General features: G+C 71.1%; 15 protein-coding genes and 1 tRNA gene. 7 read left to right on the plus strand and 9 right to left on the minus strand.

Annotated features, from left to right (window positions below; translation table 11 throughout):
- Positions 1-115 precede the first annotated feature (115 nt).
- Complete coding sequence (locus tag ACSQ2D_RS03795) at positions 116-1,102, minus strand: helix-turn-helix domain-containing protein (RefSeq protein WP_435984693.1); 987 nt, start codon at positions 1,100-1,102, stop codon at positions 116-118.
- A gap of 235 nt (positions 1,103-1,337) precedes the next feature.
- On the opposite strand from ACSQ2D_RS03795, the gene ACSQ2D_RS03800 reads away from it, so the two are divergent.
- The 3 genes from ACSQ2D_RS03800 (at position 1,338) to ACSQ2D_RS03810 (ending at position 8,034) form a co-directional block, all read left to right on the plus strand.
- Entirely contained in the window at positions 1,338-5,084 is a 3,747-nt protein-coding gene (locus tag ACSQ2D_RS03800; protein ID WP_435984694.1) for a S8 family peptidase, read from the plus strand.
- Between the two features lie 158 nt (positions 5,085-5,242).
- Positions 5,243-5,902 (plus strand): DUF1269 domain-containing protein, encoded by a 660-nt coding sequence (locus ACSQ2D_RS03805; RefSeq protein ID WP_435984695.1) that lies wholly within the window; start codon positions 5,243-5,245, stop codon positions 5,900-5,902.
- A gap of 545 nt (positions 5,903-6,447) precedes the next feature.
- Positions 6,448-8,034, plus strand: coding sequence for a ribonuclease J (locus ACSQ2D_RS03810; RefSeq protein ID WP_435984696.1), 1,587 nt, complete (start codon positions 6,448-6,450; stop codon positions 8,032-8,034).
- Between the two features lie 199 nt (positions 8,035-8,233).
- On the opposite strand, the gene ACSQ2D_RS03815 is transcribed toward ACSQ2D_RS03810, so the two are convergent.
- A tRNA-Phe gene (locus ACSQ2D_RS03815) sits at positions 8,234-8,310 on the minus strand.
- A 238-nt stretch (positions 8,311-8,548) separates the two neighbouring features.
- Here ACSQ2D_RS03815 and ACSQ2D_RS03820 point away from each other — a divergent pair.
- Positions 8,549-9,115: a YceI family protein gene (locus ACSQ2D_RS03820; RefSeq protein ID WP_435984697.1), complete on the plus strand. Its 567-nt coding sequence runs from the start codon at positions 8,549-8,551 to the stop codon at positions 9,113-9,115.
- Here ACSQ2D_RS03820 and ACSQ2D_RS03825 read toward each other — a convergent pair whose 3' ends face one another.
- Complete coding sequence (locus ACSQ2D_RS03825) at positions 9,116-9,637, minus strand: hypothetical protein (RefSeq protein WP_435984698.1); 522 nt, start codon at positions 9,635-9,637, stop codon at positions 9,116-9,118.
- 141 nt (positions 9,638-9,778) lie between these two features.
- A complete protein-coding gene (locus ACSQ2D_RS03830; protein WP_435984699.1) occupies positions 9,779-10,801 on the minus strand; it encodes a M12 family metallopeptidase in 1,023 nt (340 codons plus the stop codon).
- 176 nt (positions 10,802-10,977) lie between these two features.
- Between ACSQ2D_RS03830 and ACSQ2D_RS03835 the strand changes: the two genes are divergently transcribed.
- Positions 10,978-12,414: a GuaB1 family IMP dehydrogenase-related protein gene (locus ACSQ2D_RS03835; protein ID WP_435984700.1), complete on the plus strand. Its 1,437-nt coding sequence runs from the start codon at positions 10,978-10,980 to the stop codon at positions 12,412-12,414.
- Between the two features lie 19 nt (positions 12,415-12,433).
- Here the strand turns inward: ACSQ2D_RS03835 and ACSQ2D_RS03840 are convergent, their stop codons facing one another.
- Positions 12,434-12,985: a DUF4240 domain-containing protein gene (locus ACSQ2D_RS03840; RefSeq protein WP_435984701.1), complete on the minus strand. Its 552-nt coding sequence runs from the start codon at positions 12,983-12,985 to the stop codon at positions 12,434-12,436.
- A 370-nt stretch (positions 12,986-13,355) separates the two neighbouring features.
- Here ACSQ2D_RS03840 and ACSQ2D_RS03845 point away from each other — a divergent pair, with 370 nt between their 5' ends.
- The gene (locus ACSQ2D_RS03845; RefSeq protein ID WP_435984702.1) at positions 13,356-15,206 is read left to right on the plus strand and encodes a hypothetical protein; all 1,851 of its coding nucleotides are present in this window, start codon (positions 13,356-13,358) and stop codon (positions 15,204-15,206) included.
- 31 nt (positions 15,207-15,237) lie between these two features.
- Here ACSQ2D_RS03845 and ACSQ2D_RS03850 read toward each other — a convergent pair whose 3' ends face one another.
- From ACSQ2D_RS03850 to ACSQ2D_RS03860, 3 genes are read right to left on the minus strand one after another with little or no spacing between them, the layout of a single operon-like run.
- Positions 15,238-15,948, minus strand: a complete 711-nt coding sequence (locus ACSQ2D_RS03850) for an HAD family hydrolase (RefSeq protein WP_435984703.1) — start codon at positions 15,946-15,948, stop codon at positions 15,238-15,240.
- Positions 15,938-17,224 carry a fatty acid desaturase family protein gene (locus tag ACSQ2D_RS03855; RefSeq protein WP_435984704.1) on the minus strand — a complete coding sequence of 429 codons (1,287 nt, stop codon included), beginning with the start codon at positions 17,222-17,224 and terminating at the stop codon, positions 15,938-15,940. Before ACSQ2D_RS03855 ends, ACSQ2D_RS03850 begins: the two co-directional genes overlap by 11 nt.
- A gap of 13 nt (positions 17,225-17,237) precedes the next feature.
- The gene (locus ACSQ2D_RS03860; RefSeq protein ID WP_435984705.1) at positions 17,238-18,308 is read right to left on the minus strand and encodes a ferredoxin reductase; all 1,071 of its coding nucleotides are present in this window, start codon (positions 18,306-18,308) and stop codon (positions 17,238-17,240) included.
- A 156-nt stretch (positions 18,309-18,464) separates the two neighbouring features.
- Between ACSQ2D_RS03860 and ACSQ2D_RS03865 the strand changes: the two genes are divergently transcribed.
- Positions 18,465-19,598 carry a PucR family transcriptional regulator gene (locus ACSQ2D_RS03865; RefSeq protein WP_435984706.1) on the plus strand — a complete coding sequence of 378 codons (1,134 nt, stop codon included), beginning with the start codon at positions 18,465-18,467 and terminating at the stop codon, positions 19,596-19,598.
- Positions 19,599-19,717: 119 nt separating this feature from the next.
- Here ACSQ2D_RS03865 and ACSQ2D_RS03870 read toward each other — a convergent pair whose 3' ends face one another.
- Positions 19,718-20,674, minus strand: a complete 957-nt coding sequence (locus ACSQ2D_RS03870) for a D-2-hydroxyacid dehydrogenase family protein (RefSeq protein ID WP_435984707.1) — start codon at positions 20,672-20,674, stop codon at positions 19,718-19,720.
- Positions 20,675-20,752 lie beyond the last annotated feature (78 nt).

The following is a 20,752-nucleotide window of genomic DNA, read 5'->3' on the forward strand; positions in this document are numbered from 1 at the left end:
ACCACGAAAATGTACAACCCTTGTCCAACGTTGGGCGAGGGAGGCGGGCACCGGCGATCGCCCGAGGGTCGGAGTGGGTCGTCGCCGGTCGTCGTCAGGCGCGCCTTCCGTGGCCCTACGGTCGCCGGAGCCAGCCCTTCTCGTGTGCCGCCCAGCCCAGCTGGATGCGGCTGTTGGCACCGGTGGCATCCATGAGCGAACGGACGCGGCGCTGGACGGTGCGCAGCCCGACGTCGAGCTGCCTCGCGACCAGGACGTCGGAAGCGCCGGCGATGAGGAGGGAGAGCACCTGGAGGTCGGTCTCGTCCGGCCCCGGGGCCGTCTCCACGAGCTCGTCACTCTCCGGAGAGGCGAAGTTGAGCGGCCAGGCTTCGCGCCAGACGAAGTCGAAGAGCGACAGGAGGGACTGGACGAGCCCCGTCGAGTGGATGACGAGGGCGGCCGGGTCGGGGGAGTCGGCATCGAGGGGCACCATCGCAGTGCGTCGGTCGGCGATGACGAGCTTGGTCGGGACGCGGTCGCTGATGCGCACCTCCTCGTCGCGGCGGATCACGGCCACGAGCTCGGTCTGCGACGTCTGCTCCAGCACGTCGCGCTCGAGCACGACCCGGTACCGCACGCCGCGGGCGGAGGCGATGTCCTCGGCCTGGTTCTCCGCCGCCGTCACGGCCGTCGGGTTGTCGGTGACGAGGACGCAGACCTCCTCGACGGCGCCCAGCTGCAGCTGGTGGAACCGCTGACCGACCGCGCCGGCCCCGACGACGACCTCGACGAGGTCGTGGACGCTCCCCGCAGCATCGGTACGGTGCGCCTCCGCCAGCCGCGCGGCCAGGAGCTCGGCCTGGTCGAGCTCGTGACGGCGGTCGTTGAGGAGGGCACGCAGCGCGATCCCCGGGGGTGCAGCCACCCAGCGGCCGGGCGTGGCGGCCGCCTGTGCGACCAGTCCCTTGCGCTCCAGGGCGACGAGGGCGTCCTCGACCTCCGAGCTCGAGAGCTGGCACCGATGGGCCAGGTCATCGGCGTCGGTCCCACCCAACCCGACCAGGGTGCGGTAGAGCGTCGCCTCTCCGCGACCGAGACCCAGTGCTGCGAGCGCTTCCACCCTCGCTCCTTCCGGTCGCCCTGTCACTCTGCCGGGGCGGTGGCGCACCTGCGCCATGACACATAACCGCCGCACGCACATTCTTCCGGACAAACCCGCTCCTCCGGCACTGTGGCTCGCGACGCCGGAGTCCCACCCCCCTGCGTCACCCTCACGCAGCGTGACCCGAACAGCGGGCTCGCGCCCCATCCCCCGGAGGACCAGCATGCGCCCCATCTGGCGTCACACCCTAGGGGTGGCAACGGTAGCCATCGTTGCCGCCACCGCGGCCGCCCCCACCTCGGCCTTCGGCCAGGACTCGGGTGCCACACCGCGTCCGATCGTCGGATCGTCCGCTGCCCACGCGGCGAGCGGCTCCCCCAAGACCGTCACCCTGATCACGGGCGACAAGGTCCTCGTCACCGGGGCAGGCACCGACGCCCCGATCGCCACCGTGCTGCCGCGCGAGGACGGCACCGTGCCTTCCGTCGAGACGCGCCGGGTCGGCAAGGACGTCTACGTCTATCCCGCTGACGCCGTGGACGCCCTGGCCTCGGGCAAGGTGGACGAGGAGCTCTTCAACGTGACCGGGCTCGTCGCCATGGGCTACGACGACGCCAGCACCGACAGCGTGCCGGTCATCGCGCGCTACACCACCGACCTCAGCCGGGCACGCTCGGCACCGGTCACCCCGAAGGGCGCGGCCAAGGGCCAGACGCTGCACTCGATCGACGGCATCGCGCTCAAGGCCGGCAAGGCGCAGGCCGCCCGCTTCTTCGCCGACGCGACGAACCCGTCCACCGCGGCGGGTGCCAAGATCGAGAAGATCTGGCTCGACGCCAAGGCGTATGCCACCCTCGACCAGTCGACCAAGCAGGTCCACGCCGACCTGGCCTGGGCCGAAGGCCTCAAGGGGGCCGGCACGAAGGTCGCCGTCCTCGACACCGGCGCCGATGCGGAGCACCCCGACCTGCAGGGCCGGATCGTGGCCTCCCAGGACTTCACCGGCTCAGCGGGTGGAGCACTGTCGGACGTGCACGGCCACGGTACGCACACCGCCTCGACGGTCGGCGGCTCCGGTGCGGCGAGCGACGGCGCCAAGAAGGGTGTGGCCCCCGAGACGCAGCTGCTCATCGGCAAGGTGCTCGGTGACAACGGCGGTGGCTCCGACTCGATGATCATCGGCGGCATGGAGTGGGCGGTCGCGCAGGGCGCCGACGTCGTCTCCATGAGCCTGGGCAGCAACGGGGCTCCCGCGGCCTGCGACGACCCGATGTCGGCCGCTGCTCAGGAGCTCGCCTCCACCAGCTCGAGCCTCTTCGTCATCGCTGCAGGCAACACCGGCTCGGCGAACAACACGGTCTCTGCCCCGGGTTGCGCTCCCGCCGTGCTGACGGTTGGGGCGGTCGACCGCCAGGACGTGCCGGCGTGGTTCTCCAGTCGCGGCCCCACCGCGGTCGACCACACCCTCAAGCCGGAGATCTCGGCACCCGGCGTCGGCATCTCCGCCGCACGCTCGGGCGGCCGCGGCGACAACGCGTACGTCGCCATGTCGGGCACGTCCATGGCGACGCCGCACGTCGCCGGTGCTGCGGCCATCGTCAAGCAGGCGCACCCGACGTGGACCGGCCAGCAGCTCAAGGCGGCGCTCGTGTCGTCGGCGAAGTCCGATGTTCCCGGTGACGTCCGCGCGCAGGGTGCGGGTCGCCTGGATGTCTTCGCCGCCGTGAAGGCACCGGTCACCACCATGCCGGTGCAGGCTGGCACGTTCGCGTGGCCGCACACGAGCGCCCAGGTCACGACCATCGGCGTCCCCTACGCCAACGTCACGGACCACCCGGTGACGCTCCAGCTGTCCGTCGCCGGTGTCACCGGTGACGACGGTTCCACCGTCAAGTCGGCGCCGGCGGTCCTCGGGGCCTCGTCGGTGACCATCCCAGCGGGTGCGACGGTCACCGTCCCGCTGAAGGTCGACCCGACCGCCAAGCTCGCGGCCGCACAGTACGGCGACGTCACGGGTCGCATCGTCGCCACCGGCGACGCCACGGTGTCGACGCCCTTCTCGCTCTACGTCGCTCCGGAGACGGTCCAGCTCACGGTGCGCGCGAAGGACCGCCTCGGCAGCCCGGCCAACGCCGGTTCGAGCATCGACGTCATCAACATCGACTCGTTCAAGGGCCAGCGTGCCTTCAACAACGGTGCGGCGGAGCAGACGTTCCAGGTGCGTCCCGGTACCTACTTCCTGTCGAGCTTCGTCAGGACCCCGGACCCGACGTACCTGACCCCGGGCACGGTCGGCTCCATCGCGTACTTCGGTCGCCCGGAGATGACGATCACTGCCGACACGACGGTCGACTTCGACGCGACCAAGGCGCACCTGCTGTCGGTCAAGACGGACCGGCCCAGTGTGGCCAAGGCATCCGTCCTCTCGTTCTCCCGCACGTGGGACGACACGTGGATCCACTCGGGTTCACTCAGCGCGGGCCTCACCTCGACCGCCGTGTATGCCGACGTGCAGGGCACCGCGAAGGAGGGCACCTGGGAGTTCGGTGACTGGTCGCGTCGCTACGCGCCCGCGGTGGAGTCCATGTCGGTCGTCGGCGGCCCCGTGCTGCACCCGATCGCGGCGCCGAACGCGGCACCGGGCCTCGACGGTGTCGGCACCGCCGGCCTCGTCGACGGCGGCACCGGCTCGTTCTTCGACCCGGCCCGCGTGAGTGGCAAGGTCGTGCTCGTCAAGGTCAGCACGGGCGGTATCTCCCCGTCGATGGTCAACCGGGCCCGCGCGGCCGGTGTCAAGGCCCTGCTGGCGTATGCCCCGGCTCCCGGGAAGTGGCTGCCGGTCACCGGCTTCACGCCGCTCAGCGTGGGCACCTACTCCCTGCCGATGGCCGAGGGCGACCAGCTCCAGGCGCTCCTTGCCACCGCCCCCGGCGGTGAGCAGACGCTCTCCTGGAAGGCGACGGCCAGCAGCCCGTACGTCTACAACCTCGGCTTCACCCAGTCGACCCCGCTGACCGACGACAAGACCTTCGTCGTGCAGGACAAGAAGCTGGGCCGAACCGATGCCGACTACAAGGGCGTGGGCGTCGACACCCCGCTCCTGGACTACGTCTACGCCGGCCGCGACAACGGGGTCGCCTTCGGTGTCTCCGCCTACGAGGCCGTCAACGTGGCGACCAGGCGCACGGAGTTCTACACGGACGGCGGCACGAAGTGGTTCCACTTCCTCACGTCGAGCTTCCCCTTCGGAGAGGCGATGGCCGACGCCTGGCGCAGCTACCCGGCCGGGAGCGTCCGCAGCGACAGCTGGTACGGCGGCATCATCGCCCCGGCAGCCATCAAGAACGACCAGGGCGTCGAGCAGCTGACCGCCGAGCGTCAGGGTGGCCTCATGGGCTTCGCCCCGCAGATGTGGGGCGACGACTTCGGGCACGTGGCCAACCCGGGCAGCTTCGGTGACGAGGGCAACCTCACGTTGCGCCGCAACGGCGTGGAGATCGGCTACAGCTACTACCCGAACGGCGTCTTCGAGGTCCCGGCGGAGGACTCGGCGTACGAGCTGGAGCTGAACACCGGCAAGTTCGGGGGTCCGGCGCGTCAGTGGGCACGCTCGACCGAGGTCAAGACGACGTGGGGCTTCCGCTCCGCGCTCGACCCGGACACCTTCTCGGTCGGTCTCCCGCTGCTCTTCCCGCGGGTCGGTCTGCCCGAGGAAGGCAGCAAGACCCTCGCAGCCTCGGCCGGGCAGGTGCTCCCGATCCGGGTCACCGGTCACGGTGGCTACGCCCCCGGTGACATCGTCTCGGCGAAGCTCGCCTTCTCGTACGACGGTGGCACGACGTGGACGAACGCCGCGGTGTCCAGCAACGCCGGGGCGTGGAGTGCGGTCGTCGACCACACGGGTGCCGGCGGCAAGACGGTCACCACGCGGGTCGAGGTGACCGACAGCAAGGGCGCCTCGGTGACGCAGGTCGTCAAGGCCGCCTACGTGGTGCGCTGAACGGAGCACGACAGAGCTGCCAGGCGCGCAGGCCGCCCATCTCCCCGGAGGTGGGCGGCCTGCCTCTTGTCAGCCAGCCGCTGCCCGTCGCCTCTCAGGAGTAGGGTCCGAAAACACACTGGCGCGACCGGTGCTCGTCAAGCCGGCGGCGTCCACCCTTGACCCAGGAGGCGTCGATGTCCGAAGTCCCGAACACACCCGATGAGGCCGATGTCACGATGTCCGGCGGGGCGGTGTACGACGGTGCGTACACCCTGCTGATCGCTGAGTTCTCGGACACCCGAACGGCGCAGGACGCCTACGAGGCGCTCAAGGAGGTTGAGGACGGCCGGCACGTCCAGATCGAGGGTGTCATCGTCGTCAAGCGGACGGCCGACGGGCAGCTGGAGATCCAGAAGGCCACCGACCACACCACCCGGCGTGGCCTGACGTGGGGCGTCGTCGGCGGAGCCGTCCTCGGCCTCATCTTTCCGCCGACGATTCTCGCCAGCGCCGCGGTTCTCGGCGCTGCGGGGGCCGCCGCCGGCAAGGTGGGCCAGCTTCACCACCGCAGCGAACTGTCGCATGAGCTCGAAAATGCCGTCGAGCCCGGCCACTCTGCCATCGTCGCCCTGGTCTCCGACCCCGCGGTCGTCGAGCTGCGGCGGGCGCTCGCGACGGCCGACGCCATCGTGGAGTCCGCCGTCGACCACGTCGTCGCGCAGGACGTCAAGGCTGCGGCCAAGGAGGCCGAGGAGGCCGAGGAGGCGGGGGCAGTAGCGGGAGCGAGTGCGGACGGGTCCGAGAAGCAGGGTGAGCCGGAGCGGACCGACACGTAGTCGAATCGGCGGTCACCCGAGCCTCCCGACAGGACACCCGGGCACGGCAGCACTGAGCCGCTCGCCGATCGCCACGTACGGCGGCAACTACGACACTCCTCGTTCGGCAGGCTGACGCCGATACAGTTCGAAGTGCGAACGCCGATCACCGTGGCCTGAGAATCCGCACCAGCGACTCCACGAGACGCGGAACGGGACACGCTGTGACCTGCCTCCCGTGACATCCGCGCGTCTGCAGGTGTGAGCACCTGACACCTCGGTTTCGTCGCCATCCCGCCGTTGCTCAGCACGAGAAGGATCACCATGACACCGCAACTGTCCACAGCAACCACCCGGCTGGCGTCCGGGCAGGCCCCAGCAGGCTCGGACCGCCAGGCCGTGAGTGCCCGTCCCGGGAGTGGCCTGTGAGCGCGGGTGGCGGTCGCCGGCCTCAGTCTCGTGGGCGGGGACGCGGCTCCCGGCGGTCGCCCCAGGACCTCCCCACGCTGCCGCGTGACGGCCTTCGGATCGTTCCCCTGGGTGGACTGGGCGAGATCGGCCGCAACATGACGGTCTTCGAGCACGCCGGGCGGCTGCTCGTCGTCGACTGCGGCGTCCTCTTCCCCGAGGAGCACCAGCCGGGCGTCGACGTGATCCTGCCGGACTTCTCCTGGATCCGGGACCGTCTCGACAAGGTCGACGCGATCGTGCTCACGCACGGCCATGAGGACCACATCGGCGGCGTGCCCTACCTGCTGCGCGAGCGACCGGACATTCCCGTTGTCGGCTCACGCCTCACGCTCGCGTTCCTCGAGGCGAAGCTCCAGGAGCATCGCATCACCCCGGTCACCGTGCAGGTGAGCGAGGACGACCGGCGCACCTTCGGCCCCTTCGACTGCGAGTTCGTTGCCGTCAACCACTCGATCCCCGACGGGCTCGCCGTCGCGATCCGCACGTCAGCGGGCCTCGTCCTGCACACCGGCGACTTCAAGATGGACCAGTTCCCGCTCGACGGTCGGGTGACCGACCTGCGCGCTTTCGCCCGCCTCGGGGAAGAGGGCGTCGACCTCTTCCTCGTCGACTCGACGAACGCGGAGGTCCCGGGCTTCACGGTGTCGGAGGGCGAGCTGTCCCCCGCGATCGAAGCGGTGTTCCGGACGACACCGGGACGGGTCATCGTGTCTAGCTTCGCCAGTCACGTGCACCGCATCCAGCAGGTGCTCAACGCGGCCCGCGACCATGGACGGAAGGTGTCCTTCGTCGGCCGGTCGATGGTGCGCAACATGGGCATCGCCGCCGACCTCGGCTACCTGGACATCCCCCCGGGCCTGGTCGTCGACCTCAAACAGCTCGAGCGCCGGCCCGCGAACGAGATCGCCCTGATCTGCACCGGGTCGCAGGGCGAGCCCTTGGCCGCCCTGTCGAGGATGGCCAGGCGAGACCATCCCATCCGCGTCGCCGAAGGTGACACCGTGCTGCTCGCCAGCTCCCTCATCCCGGGCAACGAGAACGCCATCTACCGCGTCATCAACGAGCTCACCCGCTGGGGCGCCAACGTCGTTCACAAGGGCAACGCCAAGGTGCACGTCTCCGGCCACGCCAGCGCCGGCGAGCTCGCCTACTGCTACAACATCGTCCAGCCCTCCAGCGTGCTCCCGGTCCATGGGGAGTGGCGCCACCTGCGAGCCAACGCCGACATCGCCGTCCGCACCGGCGTCGACCCCAAGCGCGCCCTCATCGCCCACGACGGCGCCGTCATCGACCTCGTCGACGGCCGGGCGACGATCGCCGGCACAGTCCCCGCCGGCCTCGTCTACGTGGACGCCATGACGGTCGGCGGCGCGACCGAGGAGTCGCTCCACGTCCGCCGCACCCTCGCCGAGGAAGGGGTCATCACGATCGTCTGCATCGTCGATCCCGACACCGGCAAGCTCACCGAGGAGCCCGACTACCTCGCCCACGGGTTCGAGCACGAGCCCGGCGACTTCGCCCAGGCCACCCCGGCCATCCAGAAGGCGCTCACCACCGCCACCAAGGAGGGCATCGAGGACATCGAGCAGGTCGAGGAGCTCGTCCGCCAAGCCATGTCCACCTGGGTCCATCGACAGGCCCGCCGCAGCCCCCTCATCATCCCCGTCATCGTCGACGCCTGAGCCTCCATCAGGCAGAGCGCGGGACCGATCACTCCTGCACGCACGGGAGCCAGGGGAGGGAACCCACGACCTCATGGGCCGCAGCAGGACAGCATGCGCCCGTCCCAAGGGCAGCAACGTGCGCCTGCCCATTGATCTTGCCGCTCGGCGGCCACGACGAAGCCGCAGGTCAGAGGGATCTGAACCTGCGGCTTCGGGGTGGTGGCCAGGGGCGGGGTCGAACCGCCGACCTTCCGATTTTCAGTCGGACGCTCGTACCAACTGAGCTACCTGGCCGGGACAACGAGTGGAACTATAGCCGACCCCTCAGGGCATCTCGCAAACCGCCCGCGGGTGGCGCCCGCGGGGCGCGTGCGGGATGGTCAGCGGGTATGGACAGGTCGGCCGTTCGGGGGCCCGGGGCCGGGGTCCGCCCTCCGCACTTGCCAACGAACGAGGCGATAGTGAAAGATTCAAGCACCCTGGGTCGTGAGAGGATGCCGCGACTCATCCATCGACCCGCAGGGGAGAGACCATGACCGACCACGGATCCGCCTTGAGCGGGGACTGGGACTTCGACCCGGCCCACACCCGTATCGGCTTCTCGGCCCGGCACGCGATGGTGACGACGGTCCGCGGCTCCTTCAACGACGTGACCGGTCGCCTCTACGCCGACCTCGACGACATGGCCAAGTCCTACGCCGAGGTCGTCCTCAAGGCCGCCAGCGTCGACACGCGCAACCAGCAGCGCGACGACCACCTGCGCAGCGCGGACTTCTTCGACGTCGAGAAGTGGCCCGACATCCGCTTCGAGAGCACGCAGATCGAGGAGGTCGAGGAGAACGCCTACATGGTCTCCGGCAACCTGACGATCCGCGACGTCACCAAGCCCGTCACGATCCCGATCGAGCTCATCGGCGTGCAGACCGACGCCTTCGGCGCGCTCCGTGCCGGCTTCGAGGGCTCGCGCCGGATCAACCGGCGCGACTTCGGCCTCGAGTGGAACATGCCGCTCGACGCCGGCGGCGTGCTCGTCTCGGAGAAGATCTCGCTCGAGTTCGAGATCTCCGCCATCAAGCGCGGCAGCGACCAGCAGGGCTGATCAGGCCGCGGGACCCTTGGTGCGCACGTCCGCGACGTGCGACATCGCCTCCCGCAGCTCGCCGAGCCAGTCGCTCTCGTGCTGGCCGACGAGCTTGACGCACCAGGCCAGGGCCTCGGCCCGTGACCTGGCGACCCCGGCGTCGACGAGCGTGTCGAGGACGAGCCGCTCGGGCTGGCGCAGGCGGGTCATCGCCGGGGCGGCGACGTGCGTGAACAGCTCGGTGCGGTCGCCGACGCGCACGGCCCACGACACCTTCCGCTCGAAGCGGTGCTCGGCCTCGCGGGCGATCTCGATGCGGCGGCCGCGTGTGTCCTCGCGGAACGCCTTGGTGCGGCCGGCACGCGCCTCGTCGCGCTCGGCGTCGCTCGACCCGTCGGGCAGGTCGACGTCGGCGACGGTGAGGACGACGGTGATCTCCTCGCGGTCGACCGTGATCTCGGGTGGCGTGCTGCGCCACTCCTCGGGCAGGCGGCCGACGAACCAGCCGCGCACCCGCTCCAGTGCTTCATTCGTAATCATGTAATCAGGATTACTCCATTACGGGCGAGCGTCAACGGCTTACGCCGGAGGCGAAGCGCGAGGACGTATGCCGTCGGGTGGCGTGCGGACGGCATACGTCCTCGGTGGAGGGGCCGTGGAGGGGCTGTGGGTGCGAGCCGGTCAGCGCCGGCGCGCCCGGATCGAGTAGGAGCCGGTCCCGCTCGGCCGGTAGTGGCGCACCTGGGCCACGTAGCGACCGGGGGTCAGTCCGGCGCGCACGCGCGCGTTGACGCCGTAGCCGCTGTCGTCGTCCTCGCCGACGAGGTCGGTGTCGCTGTCCGGACCGAAGAGCGAGAGGTAGACGTCGGTCGAGCCGCGGGTCGTCACCTCGTAGAGCCCGTCGCTCGCGACGTCGAAGGCGTAGAGGTCCTCCTCGCCGGCGGCGCCGATCGAGCCCTCGACCTTCGGGCCGTCGACCGTCAGGGTCGTCGCGTCCGTGACGACGGGAGCACCCTTGGGATACATGGCTGCTCCCGCGACGAACGCCTTGTCGAGCGACGACATGTCGTCGTTGGCGTGCGTCGCGACGCCGTTGAGGGTCCACGTCGCCGGGAACGCGTAGAGCATGATCGAGTCGGGGTCGAACTGCGTCCCCTTGATCTGGTCGAGCGCGTACTTCATGAAGACGTTGTGGCGCACCTTCGCCTCGTCCCAGCGGTTCGGGGGTCCGGCGAGGGCCGCGATGACGACCGGCTCGTTCCACTGGATGCCGCCCTGCGGGTTCGAGTGCTCGTGGGCGAGGCCGATGGCGTGACCGAACTCGTGCCCCGCGGTGCCGCCGTCGAGGAAGCCGAGGTTCATCGTCGCCTCGTTGCTCGGGATGCTCTTGTTGTCGGTGCCGACGTAGGACCAGGCGCCGTCGCTCGGGTCGAAGGAGATCCGGAGGTCGGCGTTGGGGTGGTTGCCGAAGTCGAAGGAGATGTTGCACGCGGCCTGCCACCACGCGGCCTGCTCGCGCGCCTTGGCCTGCTGCGCGGGCGTGCCCTCGAGGAAGCGGACCTTGAGCGTCGTGCCGTTCATCCACGCCTTGCCGATGGGCGATATCGCGCGGTCCGCGCCGTCCGGGCCGCGCTCGCGCCGGTGAGGGCGCATCAGGTCCTTGGGAAGGATCCGGTCGAAGCACACGTGCGGTGCATCCGTCATGGCGTTCCCCCAATCGATCCGGGGCGCAGTCGCGTCCACCGTCCATCGTCCTCCGGCGCGGGCGCCCGCACAGGAGAACGGGCGTATGCCGTCCGGCCGCGTGCCGGGGGCCGGTGCCGTGGGCGTGGGGTCGTCCGGTGCGGTCTGCCCGGCTCGGGCGCCTAGAGTTGGTGATCGTGCAGTTCCTCAACGGCCTCCAGCCCCAGCTCGACCTCACCTACGACGACGTCTTCATGGTCCCGAGCCGCTCGTCGGTCACGAGCCGCCTCGACGTCGACCTGTCGACCGTCGACGGCTCCGGCACGACGATCCCGCTCGTCGTCGCGAACATGACCGCGATCGCGGGTCGCCGCATGGCCGAGACGGTCGCCCGCCGCGGCGGCATCGCCGTCATCCCACAGGACATCCCCGTCGAGGTCGTGCGCGACGTCGTCGGCTGGGTCAAGGGGCGCGACCTCGTCCACGACACGGCGATCACGCTCGAGCGGCGCATGACCGCCGGCGAGGCGCTCGTCCTCATCGGCAAGCGCGCCCACGGCGCCGCGGTCGTCGTCGACGGCCCCAAGCCCGTCGGCATCGTCACCGAGAAGGACCTCACGGGGGTCGACCGCTACACGCAGGTGCACGACGTCATGCACGAGGACATGGTCGTGCTGCCCGACTCCATCGACCCGCAGGAGGCCTTCGAGCGACTGTCGGCGGCCCGGCGCAAGGTCGCGCCCGTCGTGTCCGAGCACGGGGAGCTCGTCGGCATCCTCACCCGCGGCGGCGCCATCCGGGCCGGGCTCTACCAGCCTGCCGTCGACGACGCACAGCGCCTGCGCGTGGCCGCCGCGGTCGGCATCAACGGCGACGTCGCGGCCAAGGCCGCCGAGGTGCTCGACACCGGCGCCGACGTCCTCGTCATCGACACGGCCCACGGCCACCAGGACAAGATGCTCGACGCGCTGCGTGCGGTCCGGGCCCTCGACCCGCGCGTGCCGGTCGTCGCCGGCAACGTCGTGTCGGCTGCCGGCACGCGAGAGCTCATCGAGGCCGGTGCCGACGTCGTCAAGGTCGGGGTCGGCCCCGGCGCGATGTGCACGACCCGCATGATGACGGCGGTCGGTCGGCCGCAGTTCTCCGCGGTCCTCGAATGTGCCACGGCGGCAAGGGAGCTCGGCAAGCACGTGTGGGCCGACGGCGGAGTCCGCCACCCCCGCGACGTGGCCCTCGCGCTCGCCGCCGGCGCCTCCAACGTCATGATCGGCTCGTGGTTCGCCGGCACGCTCGAGTCGCCCGGCGACCTTTACACCGACAACGACGGCCGCCAGTACAAGGAGTCCTTCGGCATGGCGAGCAGCCGCGCGGTGCGCAACCGCACGGCCACCGACACCGAGTACGACCGCGCCCGCAAGGCCCTCTTCGAGGAGGGCATCAGCACGGCCCGGATGTACGTCGACCCCGCGCGCCCGTCGGTCGAGGACGTCATCGACCAGATCGTCGCCGGGCTGCGCAGCAGCTGCACGTATGCCGGTGCGCGCACGCTCGAGGAGTTCCACGAGCGGGCTGTCGTCGGGCTCCAGAGCACGGCGGGCTTCGCCGAGGGACGTCCCCTCCACACCTCCTGGTGACGCGGGTGCCCCGGTGGCCTCAGCGTCGGACGATCGGCGCCGGACCGTCGGCGGGTGAGCCGCCCACGTAGGCCGCCGCGAGGCGCGGGAAGCGGGCGAGCCGCTGGGCGTCGTCGAGCCGGGTGCCTGACGGCTCGTCGTAGACCGAGTCGCCGACGGGCACGCCCGACCCCTCGGCGTACGGGTCGCGCCCGGTCTGCGCCGACCAGGCGTCGAGGGCGACGCCCTCGAACGACTCTGCGGCGCCGACCTGCTCGTCGTCGTCCGGTCCGTGCGAGGCAAGCGAGTCCGGGTCGGCGACGAAGGCGTCGTAGACCTCTCGACCCTGGGCCAGCACCCACGTGCGGAAGCTGACGAAGACGTCAGGGCTCGTGGAGCCCATCACCGTCTCGGCGGCTGCGTGGTGCAGGAAGGTGTTGGACCGACCCATCTGCCGCACGAGCTCGCGCTCGAAGGCGAGGACCTCCTCCGGGGGCAGCGCCGACAGGGCGTCGTAGAGCGACTCGGCTGCGGCGGCGGGATCCGCGGAGGCGGCCCGGTCCACGAGCTGCCAGAACCGGTCCGTGTCCATGGCGCGTCCCTTGTCATCGGTCGAGGGTGTCGCAGGCCCGGAGGCTGCGTCGGTGGCGACGGCAGTCTCCGACGCCGGGGCGTAGGAGAACCACCCGCCGCCGTCCATCGTGGTCGGTGCGACCGGTGTGGCGGACCCGCCGGCACCCGCGGGTGTCCCACAGGATGCGATGCCCGCGGTGGCCACCGCCATCAGCAGCGGGAGGGCTCGTCGCATCGTCGGCATGTCGCGAAGTGTGCCACGCGCGGGCACCCCGGCGATGGCACGGCGTCGACGGCCCTGATGAGCGTGGGGTCTTGCCCACTGAGGCCCGCGGTCCCTAGCATCGGCCCGCGCGGCTGTCGCGTGCACGAGCACACAGGGGTGAGACATGCGCGCGAGCCGCGTACTGGGCCAGGTCGTCGCTGCGCTGGCGGTCCTCGTCGCGACGGTCACGTCGCCGTCGGTCGAGTCGGCGCAGGCCAGCCCGCCCTCCGGGGTGGCGCCGCGCAGCGTCCCGACGGTGACCGCCGTCGCCGACCCCGTCTGGAGCGCGCCGGTCACGGCGATCCCGGACCGCGGCCGGCCGAGCGACGTCTCGTGCCCGACGACGACGTGGTGCATGGCGGTCGACCTCTCCGGCCGGGCCATGACCTTCAACGGCAGCACCTGGACCGCCCCCAAGGTCGTCTTCCCCCGCGTCGACGGCCAGAACCCCGACGTCCGCGCCGTCTCGTGTCCGACGACGACCTTCTGCCTCGCGGTGTCGGCATCCGGCTACGGCGTCTACCGCTCGGGCACCTGGACGGTCGTGCCGTCGGCGCTCGCCCCGTTCCGGACCGTCAGCTGCTACAGCTCGAGCCGCTGCGCGGTGGTCGCCGGCAACGACCAGTCCGCTCGCCGCATCGGCTACTGGAACGGCTCGACGATCACTGGCGTCGTCACCGCCCCGTGGGCCTCGCGGGTCGATGCCGTGGTCTGTCCGTCGGCGGCCGTCTGTCACGGGATCGGTGTCGCCAGCACGGGTGCCGCGATCGCTCTGAGGTCCTCGGGTGCGCAGTGGGTTGCCTCCTTCCTCAACCAGACGAGCGTCGACTCCACGTTCGACCTCTCGTGCACGTCGGCGACCTTCTGCCTCGCGACGAGTGGCACGTCGTACCGCACGTGGCGGTGGAACGGGACCTCGTGGCGCTATGCGGGAGAGGCCCAGAACGGCATGCTGCTCGAGGCCAACTCGTTGTCGTGCACCTCGGCGACGTCGTGCCACGCCGTCGGTGACCGGCGGGTCGGCCGCTGGAACGGCTCCACCTGGTCGATCCGCGAGCTCACCACGGTCTTCGGTGCCAGCACGGTCGTCGACTGCGCCACGTCGACGGCCTGCGTGGTCGTCGACGACCGTGGGCGCTTCCAGCGCGGGAGTGGGTCCACCTGGACCCCGGCGGCCACGTTCGACCCGACGTCGGGATGGGTGACCGACCTGTCGTGCCCGACCGCGACCTTCTGCATGGCGGCGGACGACACGGGCAACGTCCTGCGCTGGACCGGCACGAGCTGGACGGCACCCGGGCGCCTCGGCGTTCGGCCGACCCTCGTCTCCTGCGTGTCTGCGACCTGGTGCATGACCGTGGACTCGCAGCAGGGCGCCTTCCGGACGTGGACCGGCGCGTGGGGGCCCGCGACACCGTTCGACTCGTTCGCCCCCTACGGCGCCGTCGCATGTGGGTCGAGCTCCCTGTGCTTCCTGTTCCAAGGGGGCGAGGCCCGACGGTGGAACGGCCGCACGTGGGCATCTCCCGTCCGTCTCTTCACCTCGAACGAGCTCACCGGGCTGGCCTGCCGCGGGTCCAACTTCTGCATCGCCATGACCCGGGACGGGTCGTTTCGCACGTGGAACGGCAGCATGTGGTCCGCCGTGCGCCGGTCCGGTCAGACAGAGGTCTTCGACCTCACCTGCGTCTCTCCCACGTTCTGCATGCTCTCGTCGGGTGCCTACGGATCCACGGCCACGTTCAACGGCTCGACGTGGACCGTGCGCGGGAGCTGGCCCTCCGGGCTGGGCGGCTGGGCCTGCCAGAGCAGCACCCGCTGTGTCGGGCTGGCGTACGACGGTGTGACCTGGGTGTGGGACGGCCGCGCGTGGGCAGCGACGAACAGCCGACTCGACGTGCAGCCCTACCGCATCACGTGCGTGCCGACCCGGTGCATGGTCGTGGGCTACGAGAAGTCGAGCTGGACCCTCTGACCGGGCCGGAGGGCATACGACCTCGGGATGGTCAGTGGCGCTTGCGGCCGACCTCGACGATGCGCCAGCCCCGCTCGCGCGCGAGCTCGCGCAGCTCACGGTCGGGGTTGACCGCGACCGCCTCCCCGACGCGCTCCATCATCGGCAGGTCGCTGACCGAGTCGCTGAAGGCGGCGCACCGCTCGAGGTCGTAGCCGCGCTCGGCTGCGAGCTTCTCGATCTCGATGACCTTGCCTGCGCCGTAGCAGAACTCACCCGTGAGGTGCCCCGTGTAGCGGCCCTCCTCGTCGAGCTCGCTGCGCGTGGCGACGGCCCCCTCGAGCCCGAGCGCCGTCGCGATGCGGCCGACGAGCTCGATGGGGGAGGCCGACACGACGATGCGGTCGTGGCCGACGGCGCGCGCCTCGGCGAGCAGGCCCATCGAGGCCGGGATGGCCTTGCGCACGATGCCCGGGACGATCGCGTCGGTCAGGTGGATGATGTCGGACTGCGGGATGCCGGCGACCGCCCTGAGGATGCGCTCGCGCAGCGCCTCGGAGCCCTCGTCGGTGGATCCCTTGCGGTGGAAGGAGATCGCGTTGACGGTGTCCTTGACGAGGTCCTTCCACGGCACGTGACCGCCGCGGAAGGCAGCGATCGCGAGCGGGTAGTTGGCGGATCCTCTGATCAGGGTGCGGTCGAGGTCGAAGAAGGCGGCCGTCGGCACCGGTCGTGCTGACGACAGGGCCGCCTCAGCCGACACTGGCCACCATCGGCAGGGCGGAGCGCCGCGGCGGGACCGGGGCGTTGACGGCGTGGGCGGCGTTCTTCGGCAGGGGGCGCGGCCGGTTCGGCAGGGCGAGGCGGAAGACCTTGGCCCACGCCTGGTAGACCTGCTTGGGCAGCGGGCCGGTCGTGTACGGCAGGCCGTAGCGCTCGCAGATCTCGCGCATCTCGACGGCGACCTCGTGGTAGCGGTTGCTCGGCAGGTCGGGGAAGCAGTGGTGCTCGATCTGGTGGCTGAGGTTGCCGGTCATGATGTGCATGAGCTTGCTGCCCGAGATGTTGGCCGAGCCGAGCATCTGGCGGATGTACCAGTCGCCGCGGGTCTCGCCCTCGATCTCCTCCTCGGTGAAGGTGTCGACGCCGTCGGGGAAGTGGCCGCAGAAGATGACCGAGTGCGCCCAGACGTTGCGGATCGCGTTGGCCGTGAAGGTGCCGATGAGGGCCTGCTTGCCCGACCCGAAGGGGACGGCGGCGAGCGGGGTCGCGGCGTAGTCCTTGGTGAACTGGCGAACGACCTTGCGGCCCATGGCCTTGAGGTCCTTCTTGAGGTCGTCCTTGGACTTCTCACCGTCCTTGACGGCCTCGAGCTCGAGGTCGTAGATCGCGATGCCCCACTCGAAGAAGGGCGCGAGGATCATGTTGTAGAGCGGGTTGCCGAGGTTGCCCGGGTGCCAGGGCTGGCCCTCGTCCATGCGCAGGATGGAGTAGCCGACGTCCTTGTCCTTGCCCAGCACGTTGGTCCACGTGTGGTGCAGGTCGTTGTGCGTGTGCTTCCAGGCAGCCGCCGGGGTGACGAAGTCCCACTCCCACGTCGTGGAGTGGATGTCGGGGTCGCGCATCCAGTCCCACTGGCCGTGCAGGACGTTGTGGCCGATCTCCATGTTCTCGAGGATCTTCGCGACGCTGAGCATCGCGGTACCGGCGACGAACGCCGTCTTCTTCTTCGACAGGAGAAGCGTCGCGCGCCCGGCCACCTCGAGGGTGCGCTGGATGCGGATGACGCGGCGGATGTAGGCCGCGTCGGAGGCGCCGCGCGTCGCGATGACGCGGTCGCGCAGGGCGTCGAGCTCCTTGCCGAGCTGCTCGACGTCGGCGTCGGAGAGGTGCGCGGCGGCGCTCGGGCGCTTGGCGGGGCCGCCGGACGCCGCGAGGACCGGCTTGCGCGTCCGGGTCGCCGGGGCGGTGCCCTCGGCGACATCGGTGGCGGCGGCCTCGAGGGGCGTCGTGGTCGGTCGGTTCGTGGTGGCAGTCATGGTGGTTCCCTTCTCAGATGTCCAGGTGGACGGGTCCGGCGGCTGCGTTGACACAGGTCTGGATGAGCTCGCCCTCGTCGCCGTGGACCTCACCGGTGCGCAGGTCGCGGACCTTGCCGGCGACGAGCGGGACGAGGCAGCTGCGGCAGATGCCCATGCGGCACCCGCTCGGCATGACGACGCCGCAGTCCTCGCCGGCCTCGAGGAGGGGGACGTCGCCGCCCGCCTCGACCTCCTTGTCGGACTTCTCGAAGGTCAGCAGCCCGCCCTCGCCGCCGGATCCCTCCAGCAGGACGGGCGCGAAGCGCTCGATGGTGAGGTTCGTGTGGGTGGCGTCGTCGCCGTCGCGCAGCCACAGCTCGGTGGCCGCGTCGAGGAAGTCGGTCGGACCGCAGGCGTATGCCGCCCGCTCGCGCCAGTCGGGACAGAGCGTCTCGAGGTCGGTGACGTCCGAGAGGTCGAGCCGCCGCGAGCCCTCCTCGCGCGTGAACCAGTGGCGGACCGTGAGGCCGGGGAACTGGTCGGCGAGCTCGAGCAGCTCGTCGTGGAAGAGGGCGTCGTCGCGGGTGCGCGCCGAGTGGACGAGCACGACGTCGGCGTCGGGTCGTCGCGGCACGAGCGTGCGGATCATCGACATGACCGGCGTCAGCCCGCTGCCCGCCGTCAGCATGAGGAGGGGACGGGGGTGCTCGGGGAGCACGAAGTCGCCCTGCGGGGTGTCGAGGAAGAGGATGTCGCCGACCTTGGTGCTGCGAGCGAGCGCCGTCGACACGAAGCCGATCGCGGTGACGGTGATGGCGGGGTCGTGGCCGACGGCGGCCGACAGCGAGTAGCTGCGCCACTGGCGCACGCCGTCGATCTCGACGCCGATGCGGGCCCACTGGCCGGCGGCGTGGGGGTTCCAGCCGCGGCCGGGCCGGAAGTGGATCGTCGTCGAGTCGGGGGTCTCGCGGACCACCTTCGTGACGACCCCGCGCAGCTGTCGCGCCGACGCGAGCGGGTTGACCAGATTGATGATGTCCTCGGGCGCGAGAGGGGTCGTCAGGATCGACGCCACACGCCGGAGAGCTCTGATCTGGGTCATCCTCCTATGGTCGTCGCCGAAGCCCCTCGGGATCTTGGGGTGGCGCGTACTCTTTGAGAGAGGAAACTATCGCGTGACGACAAAAGGTGGGAGGTCGAAGTGGCACAGGACACGTCAGACCCGCCGTGGTTGTCTCTGCCAGCCGAAGTCACGACCGTGCTTCGCCCCGTCGTCGGCGACATCGTCGAGGCCATCATCGAAGGCATACCCCGTGACGTGCCGGTCTATGCGATGCCGATGGAGGGCCGTTTCGGGCAGGGCGTCCGTCGGGGTGTGACGGTGGCGCTCAACCGCTTCCTCGACCTTCCGGGGACGCGCCTCACGGCCTTGTCCGAGGACGGGAAGTGGGTCTACGAGAACCTCGGTCGCGGGGAGGTGCGTTCCGGCCGGAGCCTCGAGTCCCTCCTGGCCGCCTACCGCTACGGCGCGCGCGTCACCTTCCGCGCGATCTCGCGCACCGTCGACGTGTCGCAGCTGCCGCCCGACGTGCTGCTCTCCCTCGGCGAGTCGCTCTTCGCCTACATCGACGAGCTGTCCGCGGCGAGCGCGCAGGGCTACGCCCAGGAGCAGTCCGAGCGCGCCGGTGAGCAGCTGCGGTTGCGCGGTGAGCTGCTCGAGATGATCCTGCGCGGCGACTCGAGCGACGGCGGCGTGGCGCGGCTGGCCGCAGCCGTGGGCTGGACCCTGCCCGAGGTCGTCGTCGTCGCCCTCGTGCCCTTCCCGCACGTCGACGGGCTGCGCGGGTCGCTGGGCCCCGACGGCCTCGTCGCCGAGCGAGGCGCGGACGTCGTCGTCGTCTTCCCGTTCGTCAGCCGCAAGGCGCGTCGGCGCGACCTGGAGCGGGCCCTGCGTGGGCGGCGCGCCATCGTCGGCCCGGCCCGCCCGTGGCAGCAGGCGGGCGAGTCGCTGCACCTCGCGACGTCGGCGGGGGCCCACGGGGTCGCGCCCGGCCCGGACCGGCCGCACGGCGACGCCGCCCCCGTCTGGGTCGAGGACCACCTCGCCGAGCTCGTCGTCCTCGCCGAGCCCCTCGCCACCGACGACCTCGCGCGCACCCGGCTCGCACCGCTCGACGGGCTGCGGCCGGCCGTGCGGGAGCGCCTCACCGAGACACTCCTGTCGTGGCTACGCCACCAGGGACAGCGCGCCCCGATCGCCGCCGAGCTCTTCGTCCACCAGCAGACCGTGGGCTACCGCGTCGCCCAGCTCAAGGAGCTCTTCGGCGACGCGCTCGACGACCCCGAGGTCCGGTTCGAGCTCGAGCTGGTGCTGCGCGCCGGCCACCGCTGAGGTCGCGGACCCGCGGGAGCCGGCCGGACGGCATACGCCCTCGGAATGGTCCTGCGCGAGATCTCGCGGTGCGGGTCGCCGGGACGCAGCCGTGGCGCGGTCACGCGGCCGACGAGCGGTCAGAGCGTTCGGATCGGGGCACCGTCGAGGTATGCCGTCACGTCCTCGACGACGCCGGCCCAGAACGTCGCGTAGACGTCACGCGTCACGTAGCCGAGGTGGGGTGTCAGCAGCGTGCGCGGCGCGGTGCGCAGCGGGTGGTCGGCGGGGAGGGGCTCCTCGTCGAAGACGTCGAGCCCCACGCCACCGAGGTGACCTCGCCGGAGGGCCGAGAGGAGGGCGTGCTCGTCGACGATGGGGCCGCGGGAGGTGTTGACGAGCAGCGCGTCGGGGCGCATGAGCGCCAGCTCGCGCTCGCCGACGAGACCGCGGGTGCCCTCGGCGAGGACGAGGTGGACCGAGACGACGTCGGAGCCCGACAGCACGTCGTCGAGCGGGGCCACCCGCACGCCCGCCTGCGCGGCCCGCTCCGGGGTGAGGCTGCGGCTCCACGCGACGACGTCCATCCCGAAGGCCCGGCCCACCGCGGCGACCTGCGTGCCGATGCGGCCGAGCCCGAGCAGGCCGAGCGTGTGGCCGGAGAGGTCGCGACCGACCGTCGTCTGCCAGCCGCCGTCGCGCACGGCCGTGGCCTCGGGGACGAGCTGCCGGGCCAGCCCGAGGACGAGCGCCCACGTCAGCTCGGCGGGGGCGGTGGCGAGGCTCTCGGTGCCGCAGACGGTGACGCCGGCGGCGGTGGCCGCAGCGACGTCGATGCTCGGGTTGCGGCGGCCGGTCGTCACGACGAGCCGCAGGCGGGGGAGGGCGGCGAGGACGGCCGCCGGCAGCGGGGTGCGCTCGCGCATGACGACGACGGCGTCGTAGGGCGCGAGGCGCTCGGTGAGGGCCGCGGCGTCGGAGAGGTGGTCGCGGAAGACGTCGACGGTGCACGGCGAGGTCGGGTGGGCGGTGACCGGCGACCAGTCGGCGCTGGACAGGGCGACGCCCTGGTAGTCGTCGAGCACCGCGATCCGCACCCGCCCACCCTACGAGGCCGGACATGCACGGCCGGACATGCGAGAAGCGCCGCTCTCTGATGAGAGCGGCGCTTCTGG

The organism is Terrabacter sp. LjRoot27 (assembly GCF_964254175.1).
Classification (GTDB): Bacteria; Actinomycetota; Actinomycetes; order Actinomycetales; family Dermatophilaceae; genus Terrabacter.

Excerpts from the sequence above, each read along its gene's own strand:
- ACSQ2D_RS03810 (WP_435984696.1), top strand. The coding sequence starts at position 6,448 with ATGACGGTCTTCGAGCACGCCGGGCGGCTGCTCGTCGTCGACTGCGGC.
- ACSQ2D_RS03820 (WP_435984697.1), top strand. The coding sequence starts at position 8,549 with ATGACCGACCACGGATCCGCCTTGAGCGGGGACTGGGACTTCGACCCG.
- ACSQ2D_RS03825 (WP_435984698.1), bottom strand. The coding sequence starts at position 9,637 with ATGATTACGAATGAAGCACTGGAGCGGGTGCGCGGCTGGTTCGTCGGC.
- ACSQ2D_RS03830 (WP_435984699.1), bottom strand. The coding sequence starts at position 10,801 with ATGACGGATGCACCGCACGTGTGCTTCGACCGGATCCTTCCCAAGGAC.
- ACSQ2D_RS03840 (WP_435984701.1), bottom strand. The coding sequence starts at position 12,985 with ATGGACACGGACCGGTTCTGGCAGCTCGTGGACCGGGCCGCCTCCGCG.
- ACSQ2D_RS03845 (WP_435984702.1), top strand. The coding sequence starts at position 13,356 with ATGCGCGCGAGCCGCGTACTGGGCCAGGTCGTCGCTGCGCTGGCGGTC.
- ACSQ2D_RS03855 (WP_435984704.1), bottom strand. The coding sequence starts at position 17,224 with ATGACTGCCACCACGAACCGACCGACCACGACGCCCCTCGAGGCCGCC.
- ACSQ2D_RS03860 (WP_435984705.1), bottom strand. The coding sequence starts at position 18,308 with ATGACCCAGATCAGAGCTCTCCGGCGTGTGGCGTCGATCCTGACGACC.